Origin of the sequence: Soonwooa buanensis (assembly GCF_900167905.1) — a bacterium.
In the GTDB taxonomy this organism is placed as follows: Bacteria; Bacteroidota; Bacteroidia; order Flavobacteriales; family Weeksellaceae; genus Soonwooa; species Soonwooa buanensis.
On record NZ_FUYZ01000004.1, the window covers coordinates 78,255 to 101,279 of the forward strand.

The 23,025-nt window shown below is 36.5% G+C and carries 13 protein-coding genes; 8 read left to right on the plus strand and 5 right to left on the minus strand.

What is annotated here, in order from left to right; all coding sequences use genetic code 11:
- Positions 1-3 precede the first annotated feature (3 nt).
- Entirely contained in the window at positions 4-1,245 is a 1,242-nt protein-coding gene (locus B5X62_RS07445; RefSeq protein WP_079666792.1) for a dicarboxylate/amino acid:cation symporter, read from the minus strand.
- A 142-nt stretch (positions 1,246-1,387) separates the two neighbouring features.
- Between B5X62_RS07445 and B5X62_RS07450 the strand changes: the two genes are divergently transcribed.
- The 4 genes from B5X62_RS07450 (at position 1,388) to B5X62_RS07465 (ending at position 4,690) form a co-directional block, all read left to right on the plus strand.
- Positions 1,388-2,302: a DnaJ C-terminal domain-containing protein gene (locus B5X62_RS07450; protein WP_079666793.1), complete on the plus strand. Its 915-nt coding sequence runs from the start codon at positions 1,388-1,390 to the stop codon at positions 2,300-2,302.
- Position 2,303: 1 nt separating this feature from the next.
- A complete protein-coding gene (locus tag B5X62_RS07455) occupies positions 2,304-2,618 on the plus strand; it encodes a chaperone modulator CbpM (protein WP_079666794.1) in 315 nt (104 codons plus the stop codon).
- Positions 2,619-2,641: 23 nt separating this feature from the next.
- Positions 2,642-3,595: a YpdA family putative bacillithiol disulfide reductase gene (locus B5X62_RS07460; protein ID WP_079666795.1), complete on the plus strand. Its 954-nt coding sequence runs from the start codon at positions 2,642-2,644 to the stop codon at positions 3,593-3,595.
- A 66-nt stretch (positions 3,596-3,661) separates the two neighbouring features.
- Entirely contained in the window at positions 3,662-4,690 is a 1,029-nt protein-coding gene (locus tag B5X62_RS07465) for a L,D-transpeptidase (protein WP_079666796.1), read from the plus strand.
- Here B5X62_RS07465 and B5X62_RS07470 read toward each other — a convergent pair.
- Positions 4,687-5,436 (minus strand): peptidase associated/transthyretin-like domain-containing protein, encoded by a 750-nt coding sequence (locus B5X62_RS07470; protein ID WP_144038328.1) that lies wholly within the window; start codon positions 5,434-5,436, stop codon positions 4,687-4,689. The genes B5X62_RS07465 and B5X62_RS07470 overlap by 4 nt on opposite strands.
- 162 nt (positions 5,437-5,598) lie before the next feature.
- Here B5X62_RS07470 and dnaE point away from each other — a divergent pair, with 162 nt between their 5' ends.
- The 4 genes from dnaE to B5X62_RS07490 all read left to right on the plus strand — a co-directional run bounded on the left by dnaE (position 5,599) and on the right by B5X62_RS07490 (position 19,820).
- The gene (dnaE, locus tag B5X62_RS07475) at positions 5,599-10,248 is read left to right on the plus strand and encodes a DNA polymerase III subunit alpha (RefSeq protein ID WP_079666798.1); all 4,650 of its coding nucleotides are present in this window, start codon (positions 5,599-5,601) and stop codon (positions 10,246-10,248) included.
- Positions 10,249-10,836: 588 nt separating this feature from the next.
- Positions 10,837-13,131 (plus strand): GEVED domain-containing protein, encoded by a 2,295-nt coding sequence (locus B5X62_RS07480; protein ID WP_079666799.1) that lies wholly within the window; start codon positions 10,837-10,839, stop codon positions 13,129-13,131.
- A 613-nt stretch (positions 13,132-13,744) separates the two neighbouring features.
- Complete coding sequence (locus B5X62_RS07485) at positions 13,745-15,361, plus strand: GEVED domain-containing protein (protein WP_079666800.1); 1,617 nt, start codon at positions 13,745-13,747, stop codon at positions 15,359-15,361.
- Between the two features lie 460 nt (positions 15,362-15,821).
- Entirely contained in the window at positions 15,822-19,820 is a 3,999-nt protein-coding gene (locus B5X62_RS07490; protein ID WP_144038329.1) for a T9SS type A sorting domain-containing protein, read from the plus strand.
- A gap of 89 nt (positions 19,821-19,909) precedes the next feature.
- On the opposite strand, the gene B5X62_RS07495 is transcribed toward B5X62_RS07490, so the two are convergent.
- From B5X62_RS07495 to fahA, 3 genes are all read right to left on the minus strand, one after another.
- Entirely contained in the window at positions 19,910-20,830 is a 921-nt protein-coding gene (locus B5X62_RS07495) for a M28 family peptidase (RefSeq protein ID WP_079666802.1), read from the minus strand.
- Complete coding sequence (locus B5X62_RS07500; RefSeq protein WP_079666803.1) at positions 20,831-21,655, minus strand: flavin reductase family protein; 825 nt, start codon at positions 21,653-21,655, stop codon at positions 20,831-20,833.
- A gap of 108 nt (positions 21,656-21,763) precedes the next feature.
- Positions 21,764-23,017, minus strand: coding sequence for a fumarylacetoacetase (gene fahA, locus B5X62_RS07505; RefSeq protein WP_079666804.1), 1,254 nt, complete (start codon positions 23,015-23,017; stop codon positions 21,764-21,766).
- Between the last annotated feature and the right edge of the window lie 8 nt (positions 23,018-23,025).

A 23,025-nucleotide genomic window follows, 5' to 3' on the forward strand; every position in this document is an offset into this window, starting at 1 on the left:
AATTTACGATATTGGAGGATTATACTTTTCGCCAATAAGTCTAGCAGTTACCATTGCTGCAACAGTATCGCCAGTGGAGTTAAGAACTGTCGCCAGCGGATCTACCAAAGTGCCGATAATCATGACCGCTGGGATGGCTTCTTGTGGTAACTGATAAGCAGAAATCATTAACATTTCGCCAATGTAACCGCCATTGGGGATTCCACCTGCAACAACACTCACGAAAACCGTGATGCCGAGTGCAATGATGATATTATTAAACGTGAAAAAGTCCCAGCCTAAAAGTAAAAACGCAACATATATTTTCACAATCGAAGATATCGACGAACCATTTTTATGAATCGTTGTCCCAATCGGGATTACTACGTTCGCAACGGAAGCTGGTATTCCGATTTTTCTTGCTGCGTCTAGATTAACAGGCATCGTTGCAAGACTACTACAAGTGCTTATTGCAGTGAAACTAGGGAGAATGTTGTTTTTCCAAAAAAGTTTAACGCCTTGCGGACCACGACCAATAAAAGCATAAAGACTAAAAAATACAAAGAAATAAACGATACCAGCACCGTAATAGACAGCCAAAGGTTTAGCATAAAAGCCAACCAATTGCGGACCTAAAGTTCCAACTTGATAAGCGATGTAAGCGCCAAGTCCAATTGGTGCGGCTTTCATAACCAAGAGTAGAAGGTTTTTCATGATTTCGTTGCCACCTTCAATAAAGCTTTTAAAAGTTTTAACCTTGCTTGGATCACTTTTTCGAATCGATATTCCTAATAAAAATGAAAATATTAAAAGCGCCAACATATTTTGGCGAGACAATAACATATAAAACTCGCCAACTGTGAAGAAGCGTACAATTCTGTCGCCCCAAGATTCGGTGTCTGTAATGTTTTCAACCACTTTTGCAGCCGTAGTTCCAGTTGGTCTTTCTGTCGGGAAAAGATAAACTGCAACCAAGCTAAAAACCGCAGCAATTAGCACGAATGTTAAAAAAGTAAACATCATTGCGAATAAGATTTTCCCAAGTTTACTTTCTTGTTCGATGGATGATACGGCAGTCACAATGGCAAAAAACACCAACGGAATAACTGTCACAAATAATAGGTTGAGAAAAATATCACCAACAGGCTTTAGGAAATGTATAGTCTGTGGAAAGAAAATACCAATACAACTACCGACGCTAATGCCGATTAACAAAAGAATAATGTTAGAATAGCTATTCCAAAAAGTGGATTGAAAAAATGGCATTGTCAAAATTTTTGTAAAAGTAAAGTTAAATATGTTTTTGAAAATTGAGCTATGCTAACTAAATTTATAATCGAAAAAGCTTTGTAAGGAACAATTATTGCACTTCAATAGCGATTAAAATCTAAGAAAATCATAGAACAATATGGCCTATATAGATTACTATAAAATACTTGGTGTAGACAAAAAAGCTAGCCAAGATGACATTAAAAAAGCTTATCGAAAACTCGCTCGAAAACTCCATCCAGACCTTAATCCTAACGACAAGGAAGCTGAAAAAAAGTTCAAAGAATTGAATGAAGCTAACGAAGTTTTATCCAATGCCGAAAATCGTGCTAAGTACGATAAATACGGAGAAAATTGGAAACATGGTGAAGAGTACGAAAAAGCGCAACAGCAACAAAGACAATATTCTCAAAATTACGGTGGCGGTGGTGGATTCTCTGGTGCTGATTTTGGCGAAGGTGAAGATTTTTCAGATTTCTTTCAATCGATGTTCGGCGGTTCTGGCGGCGGTTTTGGTCGCAGCAGTCGAGGAAGTTCTTCGGGAAAATTCAAAGGACAAGATGTTTCAGCAGAGCTTAGTTTGACTTTAAAACAAGCTTCGGAAACGCATCAACAGACTTTTGAAATTAATGGCAAAAAAGTAAGAATTACAATTCCTGCTGGTGTTTACGATGGCCAACAAATTAAGTTAAAAGGTCATGGAAATGCCGGAATGAATGGTGGTCCAAATGGTGATTTGTTTATCACGTTTAATATTGCTGAAGATTCTGTATTCAAAAGAAATGGCGATGATCTGGAAACGGAAATTACCATCGATTTGTACACGGCGCTTTTGGGCGGAGAAGTTATGATCCCGACGCTTAATAGTCAGGTTAAACTTAAGGTGAAATCTGTGACACAACCCAATACGAGAGTTCGTTTGAAAGGAAAAGGATTTCCTGTTTACAAAAAAGAAGGACAATTCGGCGATTTGTTTGTGACTTATAAAGTTGACTTCCCGAAAGAACTTAATGACAAACAAAAAGAATTGGTAGAACAATTAAAAAACAGCTAAGATGAACGAAAGAATATCCATAGAAGAAATCATTAGAATATATAAAGTTGATTACAGTTTTGTGAATGCGCTTATCGACTCTGAGTTGTTGCATCCGCAGACCGAAAATAGCATTCGATACATTATCCATGACGAGTTGTCGGATTTTGAAAAATTTATGAATTGGCATTACGACTTAGAAGTCAACTTGCAAGGCATAGAAATTATCAATGATATGCTGAGAAAAGTTCGACATTTACAAACCGAAAACAGAAACCTAATGCAACGTCTCCAAGTGAAACGATTCGATTGGGAAGAAAGTGACGAGATTCTTTAAATTTTTTAAACTAAAGTCTAAAAATGTTAGATTTAATCATAGTTGGTGGAGGTCCGATTGGTATTGCGTGTGCGATAGAAGCGGAAAAACACCAACTTTCTTATGTTATTTTAGAAAAAGGAACGATTGCAAATAGTCTTTACAATTATCCTTTGTACATGCGGTTTTTCTCCACGGCAGAACGTTTGGAGATTGACAAAATTCCGTTTATAACAACCGCTCCCAAACCTGGCCGCCAAGATGCTTTGGAATATTATCAAGGCATCACGCGCCAACGCCAACTCAATATTCGTTTGTATGAGGAAGTTTTGATGATTCAGAAAAATGGAAATGAATTTTCGGTGACCACTTCGAAAACGGGTTATATAGCCAAACAAGTGATTATAGCAACCGGATTTTATGATATTCCGAATTTGATGAATGTTGAAGGTGAAAATCTCCCGAAAGTCCATCATTATTACACCGAGCCTTATCCGTATGCGCAACAAAAAGTTGTCGTGGTTGGGTCAAGTAATTCTTCGGTGGATGCGGCTTTAGAAATTTATAGAAAAGGTGGCGATGTGACAATGATTATCCGTGGTTCCGAAATTGGAAATCGTGTTAAATATTGGGTGAAACCTGACATTGAAAACCGAATTGCCGAAGGAAGTATCAAAGCTTATTTTAATTCCGAAATTACAGAAATCACAACTTCTGATGTTTTGTTTAAAACTAAAAGTGAAATCCATCAAATCGAAAATGATTTTGTTTTAGCATTGACGGGTTATTTACCAGATTTTCAATTTTTAAAAAATGCTGGAATTATTTTAGAAGGCGAAGCTGAAGTTCCACTTCATAATCCCGAAACGATGGAAACCAATGTAAAAGGGCTTTATTTGGCAGGCGTTGTTTGTGGTGGTCGCAATACACATTTGTGGTTTATAGAGAATTCGAGAATTCATGCTAAAAAAATTATAGAACATATTACAAATCCTTAATACAAAGTAGTTTTTAGAAAATTTGGTCTAGTTTTTGAAAGTTAAAAAAGCGTTAAAAAACACGTTATGAAATTCAGTTTTAATGGAAAGTTATGGCTTTTAATGCCAATTTTTGTATTGATTCAATGTAAAAAAGACCAAGTCCCGACAGATAATTCTTCGAATACGCCGACAGCAACTACAACCGACCCTAACAAACAGGTCGTAAAAGTCGATACTGTTATCGATGGAAAGCCAGTTGAGGTTAAAAAAGAAATTCCTAAAACTGTTATTCCGAACAAAGATTTTCATTACACTGCTTTAGCCATGAAGAAAAACGATTCTTTGGTTAAAGAGTTTAAAAAGAAATATTCTGCGGATGAACTTTATACGATTTTAGCAATTAATAGACTCGATCGTAAAAATATGATGCGTCCTGATACCTTAGTTGTGCCTAGTGTTGTCGAAAAAGACTTTCTAAAATATTCGCCTTTTCCAGGAAATGTTCCTGTCTTAAAGGATGTTAAAAAATTCGTGTTTTTCTCATATCCTATCCAAGCTTTTGGCGTTTACGAATACGGAAACCTTGTTAAATGGGGACCAACATCGATGGGTAAAAAAGCGTCGCAAACAGATAGAGGTTTACATTTTGCAAATTGGAAAAAAGAAGTTTCGATTTCAACAGTTAGCGATGAGTGGAAACTAAGATGGAATTTTAACATCAGCAACTTCCAAGGTATTGGTTGGCATCAATACGAAATGCCAGGTTATCCAGCGTCGCACTCTTGTCTTAGGATGTTGGAGGAAGATGCCAAATGGATGTACGGCTTTGCGGATACGTGGATTCTCAACAAAGGTGGTGCAACAGTTCGTGCTAATGGGACGCCAGTCTATGTATATGGCGATTACAAATGGGGCGGTAGAAAGCCTTGGTATAACTTGATAGACGATCCAAAGGCTAATGACATGTCGGTAGATGCTATTACTAAAGTTATCCAGCCAGAACTTGACAAAATTCTTAAAGAGCAAGATAATCGCGATCAGGTTGCGGCTCAGGTTTTAATAGAAAAAGCTGAAAAGAAAAGACAAGATTCGCTTAGTATTAGCGGCGTCTAAGGCTTTTTTTGCGTTGGATTTTTCTTAAAAGTTAAAATTGTTTTTTCGAAAATTTGCTTTATTTGTCCCATGTTAAAAGGACTTATATAACCGTATTTTAGGATTTCAGCGTAAGTTTTTTTGTCCATAGTCATTAATGAAAATGATAAAAACCTGTTAACGTCTTGACTTTCGAGACCGAATTCTGCAAAGTATTCGTCGGTCAGTTCGCTGTGTAGCCATTCGACACAATCGGGAAGCGCCCATTTGTTGTCTATTTCCTGCATAACAGGAATTCCTTTTCCAACTGGTTGTACAAAATCGCCAGGTTTTCTTAAGCTTTGAACATAGAATTCGGATCTAAGTTTCATAGTTTTTCGGATACCATCATTCACACGTCTATCTTTTAAACTACGTCCAAAAGCTTCGCTGTCTTTGGTTAAATCGCCAGTTGGCGTAGCAGTAACCACGACTTCTTCAATTTCTTTTGGTATTGGGTTGAGATTAAAATCATAAGATGTATTAAGCTCTTGAACTGAGAAATTTATATTTTCATAACCTTCACGAACAATTCTTATTTTATCACCAATTTTAGCATTTATACTGTAAAAACCAACTGCAGTCGATGTTGTGCGTCGCTCGTTCGACAGATTGATGATTAAAGCACCAGCAACTGGATAATTATTGAGTTTAATAGTTCCGAAAATGTTTTGTGCTTTGTGAATTATAAAACTTAGTAATAAACAAAAAAGTAGAATTTTTTTCACGCAATATTTTTTGTTAAAATTAAATTTAAAACTAAAACTTAAGTGATATTTAACCATGATTAACACTTTTATATTTTTTTTATAAAATCAAATTTTTGCTACTTTTTTTCTGACAAATTATGTCTTAACTTTACACTCAATTAGCGCAAAAATTTCAAATTAATGTACTTAGTTTTCGATACCGAAACCACAGGTTTACCAAAGAATTTTAATGCCCCTTTATCAGACTCGGACAACTGGCCGCGTATGGTGCAGATTGCTTGGCAGTTGCATGATGAAGAAGGTAATCTTATTGAAAATCAAGACTATATTATTAAGCCGGAAGGCTATGATATTCCGTTTAATGCGACAAGAATTCACGGGATTTCTACCAAAATGGCGCAAGAAGAAGGTCGAGATTTGAAGGAAGTTTTAGAAGAATTCAAAGCGGTTTTGGAAAGGTCAAAAGTTGGTGCCGGACATAATGTGGAATTCGATTACAATATTGTTGGTGCTGAGTTTTACCGTAAAGAAATCGAGGACAAATTGCAGGCGCTTCCAAAGGCTGATACGATGCATTTGGGAACCGATTTTTGTAAGTTAGGCGGTGGACGAAACGGTCGTTACAAATCACCAAAATTGGGTGAGTTGTATGAGAAATTATATGGTACAAGTTTCGATGAAGCGCACAATGCGGCGGCGGACGTTAATGCGACGGCGCAAGTTTTTTTCGAAATGATGAGAATCGGCATTATTCCTGCGGATTTACTTAAGATTTCTGAAGATCAACTTCGTCTTTATCAAGAATTACATCCTAATCCAATTGCGCCTTTCGACATTGTTATTCGTCGTCAGGTTGCTGGATTTAACAATAAAAACAAGAAAAAAGATTTTGGAAGTCTTGACGAGATTGACCTTGGCAAGTATTTCCATTTTGATAACCACAGTGTTTATTCGACATTGCAAGCGTCGTCAAGTATTAATGATTTGATTAAAAAAGCGCTGGATAACGATTTTCCAGCCGTTGGTATGGTCGATATCGGGAATATGATGGGCGCATTCAAATTCGTTTCGGCGATGGAAGATGTTAACGGCGCTCGCGAAAAAGCTTACAAATCTTATCTTGAAAAGAAACAAGAGGCGGAAGAAAAGGGCGAAGAATTTAACGACGCCGAACCTCCGAAAGAACCATTAATGCCAGTTTTGGGTTGTGAGTTTTTTATCTCAGACCGTTATGAGCAAAAACAATTTACTAAAGATGATCCTGATAAAAGAACACAAGTTGTGCTTCTAGCAAAGGATTTTGAAGGTTATAAAAATTTAGCAAAACTATCGAGTATTGGTTTTGTAAAAGGTTTTTATTTTGGCGTTCCAAGAATTAGTCGCGAGTTGATTGCGCAATACAAAGAAGGTGTTATCGCATTAACTTCAGGAATTAATGGAGATATTCCTGATGCGATTCTTAACATTGGTGAGCAAAAAGGGGAGGAGCTTTTCAAATGGTGGAAAGACGAATTTGGAGATGATTTTTATGTGCAGCTTCAGAACCATGAATTGCCAGAAGAAGAGCACCTTAACGAAGTCCTTTTACAATTAGCAGAAAAATATGAGGTTAAAATTTTAGCCCAAAACGAAACTTATTACACCAACAAAGAAGACGCAAATATCCAAGATATTTTGATGTGCATCAAAGATGGCGAAAAGTTGTCAACGCCTGTTGGTAAAGGTTTTGGAAAAAGAAAAGGTCTTAGCACACAAGAATATTATATCAAAAATAGTGACGATGTTAAGAAGGCATTTATGGCTTATCCAGATGCTTTTGAAGCTTACGAAGATTTTTTAGCTAAGTTCAGGCCTTATCGATTGAAGCGTGATGTTTTACTTCCTAAGTTTGATATTCCTGAGCAATTTATCCATGCTGAAGACGATGTTGATGGCGGCAAGCGTGGCGAGATGGCATATCTAACGCATTTAACTTATGAAGGGGCTAAAAAACGTTATGTCGAAACAGGTATCACCGACGAAATTAAAGAACGTCTTGATTTTGAATTGGATGTTATTGCGAATACGGGTTATCCAGGTTACTTTTTGATTGTACAAGATTTCTGTAACGAAGCTCGAAATATGGGCGTTTGGGTTGGTCCTGGTCGTGGTTCGGCGGCGGGTTCTGCTGTAGCTTATTGCATCGGAATTACGAATGTTGATCCTATTAAATATGATTTACTTTTTGAGCGTTTCCTAAATCCAGAAAGGGTTTCAATGCCCGATATTGATATTGACTTTGATGATGAAGGTCGAGATAAAATTATCAAATGGGTTGTTGAAAAATATGGTAAAACGCAGGTTGCACAGATTATTACTTACTCAATTTTGGGAGGGAAGTCTGCGATTAAAGATGCTGGAAGAGTCTTAGATTTACCAATACCTGATACCAATAATATTGCGAAATTAATTCCGTCAACACCAGGAATGAATATTGCAAAGGCCCTTTCAAAATATGATAAACTGAAACCAGAAGAACAGCTTTTGGTGGACGAGATGAAAATGGTTTTGGATGATCCTAATGATGATCGTTACCAAGTTTTGGCGAGTGCTAAAAAGATGGAAGGTTGCGTTCGTAACACGGGGATTCACGCTTGTGGGGTAATTATTACACCTGAAGATGTTAGTAACCTTGTGCCAGTGACCATTGCGGCAAAAGATGCTGATATTTTAGTATCTCAGTTTGATAACTCGGTGGCGGAAAGTGCAGGACTTTTGAAGATGGACTTCTTGGGACTTCGTACCTTGACGATTATTAAAGATGCCCTTAAGTTGGTGAAACAACGTTATGATATCGATATCGATCCAGATTTGATTCCGTTGGATGATGCCAAAACTTATCAACTATTTAAAGAGGGTCGTACGATTGGGATTTTCCAATATGAAAGTCCAGGGATGCAAAAATATATGCGTGAGCTGAAGCCTACGGTTTTTGCTGATCTTATCGCAATGAACGCCTTGTATCGTCCAGGTCCTATTAAATATATCCCAAACTTTATTAACCGTAAGCATGGTATCGAGGAGATTGTTTATGATTTGCCCGAAACCGAAGAATATTTAAAGGAAACTTACGGAATTACCGTTTACCAAGAGCAGGTAATGTTGCTGTCACAGAAGTTGGCGAATTTTACCAAAGGTGAAGCCGATACTTTGAGAAAGGCGATGGGTAAAAAGCAAATCGATGTTCTTAACAAGATGTATCCAAAATTTATCGAAGGTGGACGTAAAAACAATCTTGATGAAGGACCTTTGGAGAAAATTTGGAATGACTGGAAAGCCTTTGCCGAATATGCTTTTAACAAATCACACTCCACTTGTTATGCCTTTATCGCCTATCAAACGGCTTATCTAAAAGCCAATTATCCCGCTGAATATATGGCGAGTGTAATGAGTAATAACATTAACAATACCGAGCAAATCACCATGTTCATGGAAGATTGTAAGGCGATGGGTGTTGATGTTTTGGGGCCAGATGTTAACGAATCGCAGTATAAATTTGCTGTAAACGAAAAAGGTCAAATCCGTTTTGGTCTAGGTGCGATTAAGGGAATTGGAGAAGGTCCAAGTGAAGCGATTTGTGCAACTCGACAAGAAGGAAAATTCAAGAATATATATGACTTTTTCGAGCGTGTACCAGCATCGCAAGTTAACAAAAGAGTGGCGGAAAGTTTGGTAATTGCTGGCGCTTTTGATGGTGTTGATAATTACCATCGTGGACAATATTTTGATATTGACCAAGTCGGAAAAACCAATCTTGAAAAGTTATTGCGTTATGGACAAAGCTTCCAAGAAAGTCAAAATGAAATGGAAAACTCTTTATTTGCAGATTTTGCAGATGAGGTTAAAATAGAACAACCAAAGCTTCTGCCTTGCGCAGAATGGCCAAATATGCACACGCTGAATAAGGAAAAAGAAAGTATTGGATTCTATCTGTCGGCGCATCCGTTGGACGAATTCAAATATCAGTTTCAGTTTATCCAAGGTGTGTTGTCGAAAAAAGCAGTGTTGGAAAGTCAAAATGACGATGTTCCGCAAGAAAATCCAGCTTTGTTGACCGCAGAAGATGATAAAGATGAGGTGGAGGAAATCGATTTTGAAATCGATGTTGAAGACCACGATGGCGAATCCGAATTGGTGGAAGCTTCAACTAAAAATGCTGAACCAAAAGGAAGTTTTAACTTCTTTAATCTTGATGAGTTGGATTATTTTAAAGACAATGTTTTTCCAAAACTAGCAAAGCCAGAACAAGACAAAAAAGATTGGCGCAACCGTGATAAAGATACTGGTAAAGAATATTCTGTTGCAGGATTAATCACCGAATATCGCGTGCAGGAAGGTTTTAGAAGTGGTGAGAAGGTTGCGTTTGTCACGTTGGAAGATTACACCGGATCGTATTCTTTCCGTTTGGGCGACCGCGATTATATGAAGTTAAAAGAGAAATTAGAAGTTCAACGTTTTGTTATTTTAAAGATAAAATTTGCGCAAGTTAAAGACGGTCGAGTTTTCGTTAATGTTAATGACGTTATCGAGTTGAAGGAAGCTTTTGACAAGTTTGCAAAAAGCATGTCGGTGGTTGTGAGTCTCGATAGTCTTCGTCAGACCGATATAGACTTTTTCAAAAACTCGTTTTTGGGACACGATTATGGCGATCAAAAGTTAAGCTTCTGTGTCAAAAATCCAGAAGATAATAGCGTTATAGAATTGGTGTCTATGCAGCATCGGATCAAGATTAATGATGAGTTACTGAGTATTATTCATGATGTCAACAATTACGAAGTTTTCCTCAACTAAAACATAAATCTCGGTTAAAAATATTTGGGCGTGCCCCTCGTATTTTTCCTTGGCCAAACCTCATAGGTTCTTAGAAACCTATGAGGCTTTTCTTTTCTCAAAATCCTCGGGTCGGGCTCTTTGTTGCAATCTTTGGGCTTGTCGCTCGGACGGCTCCGCTACGCTTCGCCGCCTCGCTCCAACCCAAAGGATTTCCACGTCGATCCCTCACGCGGGATTCTGCGCAGAAAGTCAAACATTAATCCAGATTTTAGGATGGGTGTTTTTTATGGGTGTTTTGTATAAAAACTTTCGAAATTTTTAAAAGTCTAGCTTTTGCCTTGAATTTTTGGTAAAATTTAAAAATTACACCATAAAACCAGCAGATTGTTTCACTTTGGATGTTGTATTTTTGAGATATTTTAACTAATAATGTTTTATTTATATAGATTTAATATTATTGTTTTGTTTTTATAAAATTGTTAATATCTTTATTTTAGGTTGTTATGAGATGGTTTTTTGTGTTGTGTTGGTGTTTTTCAATTAATAAATATTTGGTTATTGTTATTAAAATGATATTTTAGAGGCGATAACTTAATTTATATTTTTATGAAGAAAATTTTACTATCGTGCTTGACAATGGCAAGCATGGGAGTTGTTGCACAGGTTAGCTACAATGCTGGCTTTGAAGATGATTTTTCAGGTGCAATTTATGGTCAATTTGGAGGCGGTACTCAAGCTGCAGCTGCAGCTTGCTCTGGTGGCTTTGGAGGGCAACTAGCTATAGCTAGTACAACGACAAGTACTGGTTTTATGATTCAGTTTAATGGTATTAGTGGGCAAACTAATAACGGCCAGAAAGCTAATGTTACTGCAATGTACAAAAAAGCAGCAGGAGTAGCAGGTACAATTAGTTTAGCTTACATGGTGAAAGACGATGTTAGCGGACTGTGGACTGTTACGCCGTTTGGAGCAACGATGAATGTTACAACGTCTGCAATTACGACTTGTATGCCATTATCTGGCGAAATTCCTTCTGGAGCATTGACGCCAGGTAAGGAAGTTGGTATCGGAGTTTGGTTTGTAAAAAGTAGCGGAACGGGTAATATTTTTGTCGATGATATTAATTTTGTACAAGAATCTGTGGCGACGGTGCCTGGTTGTACAACTATTAATGCTCCAGCAGCAGGTTCTACTGTTAATGGAGGTAACCTTAAATTGGCTTGGCCTCATACACCAACTGCAATTGGTTACAAAGTGACAATAGGGACTACTTCGGGAGCTTCTGATGTTGTAAATACTGTGGTTGCAGGAACTTCTCTAGATACATCATTGCCAGTTAACGCAAATCTTTTCGCCAAAGTTGTGCCTTATAACTTAAACGGTGATGCAGAAGGATGTCAAGAGATGAGTTTCAATACTAATTCGACAATTGCGTATTGTGGACCAATCATTTCTACTGATCCAGCAAATACATATCCAATATCTTCTGTAACTTTTAACGGTGTTACCAAAACATCAGCGGCTACGCCAGGTTCTCCAGCTTATGAGGATTTTACAAGTACAATTATGCCGGCTTCTCCAGGTTTAAGTTTTCCTCTTAATGTTACAGGAACTGGTCTGGGTGCTAACAGATTTGGTATGACAGTTTGGGTAGACTGGAATAATGATGGTGATTTTAATGATGCGGGTGAACAGTATTTCACAACGCCAGCTAATTTTGTTGGTGGTACTGGGGCAACTGTTAATCTGACTGGTAATATTGCTGTGCCTGCTGGCGTTACGAATGGTCACAAACGTATGAGAATAAAGTATAACTTTAGTAGTTCAACAACAGCTTTACATGGTGCTTTAGCGACTGCATGTTCTGATATGTTGAATGGACAAGTTGAGGATTATACTATTAATGTGGAGCCTTTAACATCGGTTCCGGCATGTGCTACGATTTCAGCGCCATTAAACAACGCAATTAATGTAGCGCCTAACCCAGCATCTTTAACTTGGTCAGCATCAGTTGGTGCTTCTGGATACAAAGTGTATGTTGGTAAAGCGTCTGAAAGTTATGATGTTTTAGATGGTGTTGTTGCAACGGGAGTATCTCATTCTTTAAACTTAGATCCTAATACTTCGTATTTTGCAAAAGTAGTAGCTTATAACAGTTTAGGCGATGCTACAGGATGTTCAGAAATTACATTTACAACCGGTAAAAAACTTTATTGTGCTGCAACAGCAACTAGTACGACTGCAACTTACGAAAGAATTTCTAAAGTTCAATTTGCAGGTATCAACAATGCTTCTAATACGACTCCTGCTTCTAGTGGTGTAGGTTATGAAGATTTTACAACGACGCCAGCGGGTAAAGTGGAACAAGGTAAAGCGTATCCAATAATTGTAGATATTGCTAATTATGATGATTTGGATAAAGTAGCTGTTTGGGTTGACTATAATCAAGATTCCGAATTTACAGCAGATGAGATGACAACATTGCCGTCAGCGGCTGTATCAGCAGGATCTATTTCGATTCCAGGAACTGCGAAACTAGGTACGACAAGAATGAGAGTTCGTCTAAGTTTTGGTTCGACAGCTCCAGCGCCATGTGGTAACACAACTTATGGACAGGTTGAAGATTACACGGTTGAGGTTTTTGCGCCAGGTACTTTAGCTGTTTCGGATATTAACAAACCGAAATTATCAGTTTATCCTAATCCGTTTAAAGATGTGTTAAAGATTTCTGATGTTAAAGATGCAGCATCTGTAATTGTTTCTGACCTTTCAGGAAGAACGGTTGCTGAGATGAAACCAACATCTGAGCTTAACTTATCACATTTGAATAAAGGTGTTTATATCGTAAACGTTAAGTATTCTAATGGTGACGTAAAATCTACTAAAGTTATTAAAGAATAATTTTTCTTAGATTATTAAATATGAGCCGACTTCCAGGGAAGTCGGCTTTTTTTTGCTAATATTTGTCTTTTTGGTTTTAGAATCGAGATTTGTTTTCTTTATTTTGATCGTCTCGGCGATGTGTTTGTTAGGATTTTCTTCATTTATAAAGACTTTGATGTGGGTTTGACCGTCTTGTGACCGTCTCTTAACTGTTAGATGTATTGACTTTATTTTGGTAAAAATGCATTGTCGATTTGTAATGTCATGTATTGCATTTGATCATTGTTTTGTTGTGTGCGTGTGTTGAAAAAATAGATGATAGAGGGGCAAATTCGGGTTGGATGGTGTTTTTTTGAACCACGAAATCTTCTTAAGTGTGTTTTGGGATATAAGTTCTGAAAATGAGTAAGATATTTTTTGTGTAATTTTATGTTTATTAAGAATTATTTATCTGTTTTATATTTTTGTTATAGATTTTATATTATTTAATTTTTTTTTAATAAATGTTAAAATGCGAGTATCATTGATTTATATTAAATTTTTTAATATTTGTTAATGATTTGTATTAATTAATATTTGCTTTTGTTGTCTTAAAGTATATTTTTGTCAACACAATTTAAATTAAATAATTATGAAGAAAATTTTACTTTCGGGCTTTTTAGTCTTAGGTATTGGTGCGAGTGCACAGTTTGATCTAAAGCAAGGTTGGGAAACAACCGCTGGTGTACTATTGTTTGGTGGTTCTCCAGCAATAAGTAATTCCCAATATTGTACGGCTGCGCCCTCAATTCAAAATGCTACGACATCTGCTTCGTTGATTGCAGTTGGGATGCAGATGGGAGCTATTGGACAGTATACAAATGGTAAGGAGATTACAGTTTCGTCAGGATATAAGAAGACTACAGGGACAGGAACAGGTACTGCACAATTGTTTTATGCATATGTTACAGATCCTAGCAACCCTAATACTTGGTCAATTACATACATAGGTAGTCCTGTTACTGTATCAAGTGCAGCCGATTGCAAAACTATTACAGCTGTTATTCCAGAAGGAACATTGACAGATACAACTATTAATTATGGATTCGGGTTGGCTTTCACGCGTAGTGGATCTGCAAATTCAACAATCTATTTTGATGATCTTGTAGTGAAGCAGGTTAATCCGCTTCCTCCAGCATGTACTACTTTATTAAGTCCAGCGAATGGTGCTGACGATGTTTTGGTTAGACCTACTTTTACATGGAAGCCTGCAACTGGTGCAGCTTCTTATAAGTTTTCATTAGGATTGACACCAGGAGGGTCAGAGCTAATTAATAATGCACCTATAACTGGTACTAGTGTAGGTCTCCAAGGACCTTTAGATGGGAATACAAAGTATTACTATAGAGTTACATCCGTTAACGATAATGGGGAAACGGCTGTATGTGCAGAATTTAATTTTACGACTGGACAAAATTCAGCATTACCATATTGTGGTCCTTTGAGCACGTATGAAAGTGTTGATCCTATCTCGAATGTTGATTTTGCAGGTATCAACAACGCAAGCAGCAATGTTCTTGATGGATCTGATAGTCATGAGTTCTTTTTAAAGTCTAGCGATACATATGCTAGCGTAAGAAGAGGTAACGCTTATCCAATTATTGTAAAAGGTAATGTTGGAGGACAATATACAGATGCAGTAACTGTATTTATAGATTGGAATCAAGATGGTGCTTTTGGCGCAGATGAAACTTATTTTACTAGCGCAGCCAATGGCGGTTTTGTAACGATGAAGCAAACGGCGACAGGTAGTACAGTACAATCGACTTCTAATACAGGAAATATTGCAGTACCAATGGAAGCTAAATTAGGAAATACTAGAATGAGAATTAAAAAATCATACATAGGTAATTCAACTGTAGCTGCATCAACTTCTTTACTAACTAATGTTGGGCTAGTGGATCCTTGTTCTGATCAAAATTATGGACAAATAGAAGATTACAATGTAATGGTAGATGAATATCTTGCTGTTAATGATATCAACAAGTCAAATGTAACAGTATATCCTAACCCATTCAAAGATGTGTTAAAGATTTCTGATGTTAAAGATGCGACTTCTGTAATCGTTTCTGATATCTCTGGAAGAACAGTTGCAGAGCTTAAGCCAGCAGCAGAGCTTAACTTATCACATTTGAATAAAGGTGTTTATGTCGTAAACATCAAGTATTCTAACGGTGAAGTAAAAACAACTAAAGTTATTAAAGAATAATTTTTAGAACTTCTTCATACAAGCCGACTTCCTAGGAAGTCGGCTTTTTTTGTTAAAGACATTATCGCATATTTTTGTTTGGGCGTGTCCCTCGTATTTTTTGCCAAGGCTGACCTCATAGGTTTCTGAAACCTATGAGGTTTTCTTTTGCGCAAAATCCTCGGGTCGGGCTCTTTGTTTCAATCTTTGAGGTTGACGCTCGGACGGCTCCGCTTCGCTCCGCCGCCTCGCGCCAACCCAAAGGATTTCCACGTCGATCCCTCACGCAAAAGTTATAAAAATTAATGAAGCGAAGACAAGTACAGCTTAAAAGTAAATCGCTGAACGTAATATTGTGTTAAATTGACAATAAGTGTAATATTTATCACTGAAAACAAGTATTTTTAGTTTTTTTTTAATTTTAATTTTCGTGTTGATTGAATATATATTAAGTTTAATCAAACTAAAAACTACCAACACGATGAAAACTATTTCTATTAACAATAGAGCATTTGCCTATTTGTTAGCCTTGTGTATACTATTGCCTTGGCTCAATATTCAAGGCGCTTTCAGAGAATTAAAATCAATAGAAAATGACAAAGCTGTAAACGCTCAGCAAGACTCTTTTAGCGATCTAAAGAAGAAATCATTTTCCAATAATTTTCAGAAATCCATTGATTATTTTTCGGTTAACCAGTATTTTGGGGATTTTAAAAATTTTAATAAAAACAATTATAAAACATTAGTTACACCTCAGAATGGCGATTTTAGAACTGTGCCCAATTCCATAGCTTCAATTTTTTTTAACTCTCCCAACAATTGGCAAGTCTACGGAAGCAGTGGATGGCAGACTGCAACAGTGTCTCCACAAACAGCATCTTGGACGCCAGAAAATATTTTTTTGGAAAGCGGTAGTTCTATAGATGTCGCTGGAGGAAGACTGTATAATAATATCTATATTAATACATCAGCTCGAGTGTTTTCTAGCGATAATGGTACTGGTTTGGGAATTGCTTCTGGAAAAACTTTGGAAATAATTTCTGGTAATTTGACCATTTCTGGAAAAATTACTTTAAACGCTAATAGTCAACTTATTGTTCGATCTGGTTCTAGTCTTAGTTTTAGTAACACAGCTTCTATTACAAGTATCAATTCTACTGCATTATTTGAGGTCGAAAATAATGCGAATCTACTTATTACTGAAGCCAATCCAAATTTATGGGGTGGTGTAGAAGTTTTTCATGAAAACTCAAATGTTATAATTTCGAAATGGGATGATAATCTATTGTTTACTAATTCGACAGATATTTCAAACAATGTTTATGATTCTGTTTCTGCAAAATTCGGAAATTTAACAATAAAAACGAATCATAATTGGAAGCAAGTTTTTCCCACGGGCAACTATCAAATTACACACAATGATCTAAGTGTAGAAAATAATACATCTGGTACTAATGAAATGTCCCTGAATGGTGGCGATATAATAGTTGGACGAGACCTAACTATTAGTGGTACTGGTGTTACCCAAATGCAAACAGCCAATGGATCAAAATCGCTAACAGTTAATCGGAATTTCATCAAAAAAGATTCAGGAAGTTTTATTCTTCTCGCGAAAGCAGGAAATAAAATTGCTACTTTAAATATTAAAGGTAATTTTGATCTTACCGGAGGTTTGTTCAATATGAGTAATAATACTTCTGATCCCAATACATCAACGGTTAATCTTGGCGGTAATTTTAAGAAATCTTCAGGTCCAGTAATCTCCTATTTAGTTAATACAAACGCGGGGAATGTTAATGTTAATTTCAATTTTGTTGGTAACCCAAGCAATGCGGTTCAAACTATTTCTTCTAACGCCAATACCACAAATAATGATTTACAAAACTTCTTTTTTAATATTAATGCCAATGCCAATGTGCGACTTCTTAAAGAATGGCAAGTTGGGACTAATACCAAAGTTAGTGTTTTAAATGGTGGCTCTTTAGATTTTGGACTAAATGGTTTAACGGCAAATAATATATCGAGAATATCAAATCAAATATCACAAAGTTTTGAATTAAAATCAGGCGGAACTTTAATTATTACTTCACCACAAGGGATTACAAATGCAGACGCTTACACCGGAAATATTCAGATTGGAGCGACAGCAGCAACAAGAGTGTTTTCTGGAGATGCTACTTATAAGTATATTGGTCGTGATAATCAAAGTTCGGGTAATGGACTTCCTGGTGCAGCATCTGCGAAAAAAGTAATCGTTGATCTTTTTTCAGATATTTTTACTTTTCAACCCAATGGACTTAAAAGAATCAATAGTAATGGATTCTTAGAAATCCGAAAAGGGATTGTCCTTGACAACAGCACGGGTTCTTTTACAGATGCTACGGATGTTAATCCTATTACTACAGATCTAGGAGCCCTCAAAATGATAGGAGGACGATATCGTTTACAAAAAACTGATTTCAACCCAGGACTCTCTGGTACTTATGATTTGACAGGCGGTGTTATAGAATTTAATAATGCTAATGCAGGCGAACAAAAAATTCGTGGACCTAAGATTTATTACAACATTGAAGTGACAGGCAAAAACGTATGGAGCACTTCGGGAACTATCAGCTTACGCAATCAAGGTAGTTTTATAGTTAAAAATAATGGAGAGTTTGGGATTAATACCCAAACCATCGATGGCCCTATTGGTACTCAAACGCTAACTGTTGAAGATGGCGGCTTGTTCAAAACTGGTGATCAAGACGGTTTTAGTGGTGCGACAAATACTTCTATTAGTAACGATATAGAAAATATTGTTTTGCATAATAATAGTACGGTAGAATATTCTAGAAATGGCGCGCAAACCATTACACACGCAGTGGCAACAACAACTCCATCTGGGGCAAATTATGCGAATCTAAAAATATCGGGAAGTGGTCTAAAGAACGCTACAGGAACAAGCATTGTCAATAATGTATTATCATTAGAAAGTGGAGATATGGTGCTTCCAGCAACAGCAAATAATATCGCTTCTAATGTTTTGGTAGCTAAAAAAGGTATTCAAAATTCAGGAGGGACATTAACCTTGGAGAATAATGCTTTGCTAATGCAAGATTTTGATGCAGTTAATAGTGGCAATATTAATGTCCAGCGAAAAGCACATGTGCCAGCCAATCAATACAATATTTGGTCATCACCAGTGGTCAATCAAGATTTGTACGCATTGTATGGAAGCGCAAATTCGGTTCCAGCTGGTAAAGTGATGGCTTATAATACAACTACAGATTATTTTGTACCTGTAGCGCAAGGGACGCTATCTGCCCAAGGGAAAGGCTATTCCGCTGTTGGTCTTTCGACCAATGATGTGTTGGCAAAATTTTCAGGAGTACCAAATAATGGCGATATATCGATTCCTTTAAGTGTTACTGGTAATCGTTTTAATGTTGTAGGTAATCCTTATCCATCGAATTTGGATTTACATAGTTTGTATAATGATAACGTGTCAAGTGACCCATCCGGTATCAAAAATATTACTAATCTTGTTCGCTTTTGGGATAATACCAACAATACCGCCTATTCGCAACAGGGTAGTAGTTATCAAGGTCAGAATTACGCAATTTATAATCTAGATGCTGGCGTCGGAGTGCCTGGTACCGCTGCTACCAATGGTGATCAAACGAAAATTCCAGATGCCATTGTTAGACCTGGCCAAGGTTTTGTTGTGCGCGCTAATACAAGTGGTAATCATGTTCTCAATTTTAAAAACACTCAAAGATTGTCCACTGCTAATGCAAGTACACCATATTTTAAAAATGAAATCCCGAATAAAGATTGTTTTTGGTTGGCTTTAGAAACACCAGATGCTATTTTTACTACTGCTGCGATTGCATATAACGAGTTAGCAACTAACGATAATGATATCTATGATACAACAATTCTTAATCCTAACCAAAGCGATTTATTATATTCTTTAAGTGATAATCTGTACAAGCAAGTTATCCAAAGTCGCAAAGGAGTTTTCATAGATACCGATGAGATTAGGTTAGGAGCTAGATATTTTAGTGCTGGTGAGCATCGTTTCAGAGTTATAAAGAAAACTGGAATCTTCGAAAATGAGCAAAAGATTTATTTACATGACAAATTACTCAATTCTTATACAGACATTAGCGAAGAAACTTATAGCTTTCAAGTATCCGCCGCTGTTAGTAATGATGAGTCACGTTTCGAAATTGTCTACAAGCCTAGCACATTCCTTGGAAGTGCAGATTTGTCAAGACAAGATTTGATGATTTTTGCAGATGTTGAGAATATTGTGGTTAAATCACAATCAAGATTAGGCAAGCTTCAAATCTATAACATGTCTGGTGTTTTAATTTTTTCTAAAGAAGTTAATTCTTCAGAATTAATAATCCCTGCCAGTACATTTCCAAAAGGAATTTACGTCTTGAAGTCGGATAATAACAATCGCGTTCTTACTAAGAAATTCAGCAAATAATTTGTGTTATTAAAAGAATTAAGTAGATCGAATAATATTCTTCTGTATTTCAAAACAAAAAATGTCACCCAAATTTGAGTGACATTTTTTTATTTTTCAAGCTTATCGTTATACTTTGGATTAAAATCTTTTTGTAAAGTTTTATCTAAAGTTTTTGCAAAGCTGTTAACCAAGTCTGTTAAGTTTTTAAAATCGATAACAGAAATATCATCATTTACTTTATGATAATGATTTTGATGGTTCATATCCACCGTTGAGAAAGAATGCGCAACAACGTCTTTTTTAACAAAACCAACATTGTCAGAACGATAGAATAGACCTTGATCGAGATAAGGATCACCAGCAATTTTGAAATCGCCAACTGCATTTTGATTCAGAATATCTTTTAAATCCGAAACATTATCACCAGTCATGAACATTTTGTTAGCTCCAAATTCTGACGTTGTACCAATCATTTCGAAGTTGAAAAGCGCTTTGATATTTGGAAGATACTTTTTGAATTCTGCATTATTCGATAAATTGTCAGAACCGACCAATCCTATTTCTTCAGCATTAAAACCTAAAAACATATAACTGTAATCGTCTTTTCGATCTTTGTAGTAGTCGGAAAGTGCAATAACGGCAGAGGTTCCGCTGGCGTTGTCATCAGCACCATTATAGATTTTGTCCTCGCCAGTTGTACGTTCGCCAATGTGATCAAAATGTGCTCCGAATGCTATTATTTTATCCGTTTTTCCTTTTTTAATCGCACAAACATTGAAGTACATCTCGTCATTATAATGAAACGGAACCAAATAAGATTTGCCATAGCAATAATCTAATTTGTTTTTTTTGAATTGTTCCGCAATATATTCCGCCGCTTTTTCATTTTCGGGTGTTCCTACTTTTCTGCCTTTCATGTTGTCGGCAGCAAGCGTTGTTACAATGTCTTTGATTCTGCTTTCAGAAATCGTTTGCGCGAATATTAAACTTGTAGAACAAGCTAAAATTAAAGTCGATATTTTTTTCATTTAATCAAGTTTTAAAATTTCCCAAGCTTCTGCAATTTTATTTTGATGCAATTGCTCTTGTGCAAGGATGTGTACAGCTTCTTCACCAGAAAAATTAGTTCCAGAAAGTTCTTCAACATTGGCTAACATCCCAAGATTATTTCCTGTGAAAATAGTACTAGATTTAATAACTTCTGGCAATTGATCATATCCAATACCTTTTGTTACTAAAGGTTTTGGAACTTCAAAAAGACTATCGGCATTACTTCTCGAATAATAATTAGCGCCAAGTCTCGCCACTAAATCGAGTTTGTTTTGATCTAAATTGCCATCATCTCCAAAAAATTGTTCCTGAATATGAATTTTTACAATTTCACAAATAATCAAATTTCCTGAACCGCCAACTTCGCCCAAAGATTTAATTTCTAAAACTTTACATTCGAAATTAACAGGTGATTCTGCAATTAACGGTGGTTTTACCAATTCGGCAGGCTTCATCGTCAGACCAGATTTCACGAATTCGTTAACGCCGTCCTCATATTCTGTACTCGCCAAAGAAACTTGTTGCACCATATCGTAATTAACATTACCAATAACGACTTCAGGAACTTCTAACAAGTTATGAAGCGTATGTTTGGTCGTATTGTCACGAACGCGACGACTCGGCGAAAAAATGAGAATCGGCGGCTTGGTACTAAACATATTAAAAAAGCTAAAAGGAGAAAGATTGATTTCTCCTTTTGCGTTAATTGTACTGGCCAGAGCAATTGGTCGTGGCGCAATTGCCGACTGCATCACCAATTGCAGTTGTGGACTTGTAAGGTCCGATGGTGTTAATGTTTTCATATTTTTTGAACCACAAAAGGTTTTAAAACATTGTTTTTGAAATATTTTAAACCACAAAATAAGATTAAGATGTAAAGTGCTTTTGTGGTTAACGTATTGATAAAAAACTTAAATCTTTCTAGCTGGTAAAATTTTAGAAGTTACTTCTCCAAATCCTACACGAATGCCATCTTTTTCAGACCAAGCTTTCATCGTAATCGTATCGTTATCTTCAACGAATTTTCTCTCCTCGCCGTTTGATAATTTGATAGGATTTTGACCTCTCCAAGTTAATTCTAACATAGATCCATAAGATTTTGGATCTTCACCAGAAATCGTTCCACTTGCGTAGATATCGCCAACTTCAACATTACAACCATTAACGGTGTGATGCGCTAATTGTTGGCACATATTCCAATACATGAATTTGTAGTTGCTAGCACTAATCAGGTTATCCTTGCCATTTTCTGGCTTTAGATAAACTTCAAGATTAATATCGTAGTTTTTGTCACCTTCGAATTTTAGATAATCTAAAACTTCTGGATCTTGCTTTGGAGATTCAGTTCTGAAAGGATTTAATGCTTCCATAGTAACAATCCAAGGTGAAATGTTTGACCCGAAATTCTTTCCTAAAAATGGACCTAACGGAACATATTCCCAAGATTGAATATCTCTAGCCGACCAATCGTTGAAAATCATCATTCCAAAGATAGCATCTTCTGTTTCTTCCATTGGGATGTGCTCACCAAGTTCAGTATTCTTGTTCACAACAAACCCCATTTCTAATTCGAAATCTAATTGTAAACTTGGACTAAAGAAAGGCTTTTCAGCAGTTGGTGGTTTTATTTGACCAACTGGACGTTGGATGTCAACACCAGAAACAACGATCGAAGAAGCGCGACCATGATAACCTACAGGAAGATGTTTCCAGTTTGGTAATAAAGCATTGGCTGGATCGCGGAAAAGCATCCCAACATTGGTTGCATGTTGAATGCTGCTGTAGAAATCCGTGTAATTCGGAACATGTACAGGCATCATCATTTGTACTTTGTCCAAATCAAAGAAACAAACCTCTTTCGTTTTTTCATCGTTTGCTAAAGCCGAACCTTCTAATAATAATTCTTGAATTTTTAAACGAACATCGTTGGTAATTGGTTTACCTAATTCGATAAATTCATTTAAGGTATATGCTTCAAAAACATTTTCGTCTAGACCTTTGATGTTTTCGAAATAGCCAAAATCATGGAGACTTGCTAAATCGATAACGATGTCACCGATTCTTGTCGCACAAGCGATATATTCTTTATTAAAAACCGCTACACCGAACGGAATATTATGGATAGAAAAGTCACTGTCATGACTGTAATCTACAAATGATTTCATAATCGTTA

Excerpts from the sequence above, each read along its gene's own strand:
- fahA (WP_079666804.1), bottom strand. The coding sequence starts at position 23,017 with ATGAAATCATTTGTAGATTACAGTCATGACAGTGACTTTTCTATCCAT.
- B5X62_RS07480 (WP_079666799.1), top strand. The coding sequence starts at position 10,837 with ATGAAGAAAATTTTACTATCGTGCTTGACAATGGCAAGCATGGGAGTT.
- B5X62_RS07450 (WP_079666793.1), top strand. The coding sequence starts at position 1,388 with ATGGCCTATATAGATTACTATAAAATACTTGGTGTAGACAAAAAAGCT.
- B5X62_RS07445 (WP_079666792.1), bottom strand. The coding sequence starts at position 1,245 with ATGCCATTTTTTCAATCCACTTTTTGGAATAGCTATTCTAACATTATT.
- B5X62_RS07455 (WP_079666794.1), top strand. The coding sequence starts at position 2,304 with ATGAACGAAAGAATATCCATAGAAGAAATCATTAGAATATATAAAGTT.
- B5X62_RS07500 (WP_079666803.1), bottom strand. The coding sequence starts at position 21,655 with ATGAAAACATTAACACCATCGGACCTTACAAGTCCACAACTGCAATTG.
- B5X62_RS07495 (WP_079666802.1), bottom strand. The coding sequence starts at position 20,830 with ATGAAAAAAATATCGACTTTAATTTTAGCTTGTTCTACAAGTTTAATA.
- B5X62_RS07485 (WP_079666800.1), top strand. The coding sequence starts at position 13,745 with ATGAAGAAAATTTTACTTTCGGGCTTTTTAGTCTTAGGTATTGGTGCG.
- B5X62_RS07460 (WP_079666795.1), top strand. The coding sequence starts at position 2,642 with ATGTTAGATTTAATCATAGTTGGTGGAGGTCCGATTGGTATTGCGTGT.
- B5X62_RS07465 (WP_079666796.1), top strand. The coding sequence starts at position 3,662 with ATGAAATTCAGTTTTAATGGAAAGTTATGGCTTTTAATGCCAATTTTT.
- B5X62_RS07490 (WP_144038329.1), top strand. The coding sequence starts at position 15,822 with ATGAAAACTATTTCTATTAACAATAGAGCATTTGCCTATTTGTTAGCC.
- dnaE (WP_079666798.1), top strand. The coding sequence starts at position 5,599 with ATGTACTTAGTTTTCGATACCGAAACCACAGGTTTACCAAAGAATTTT.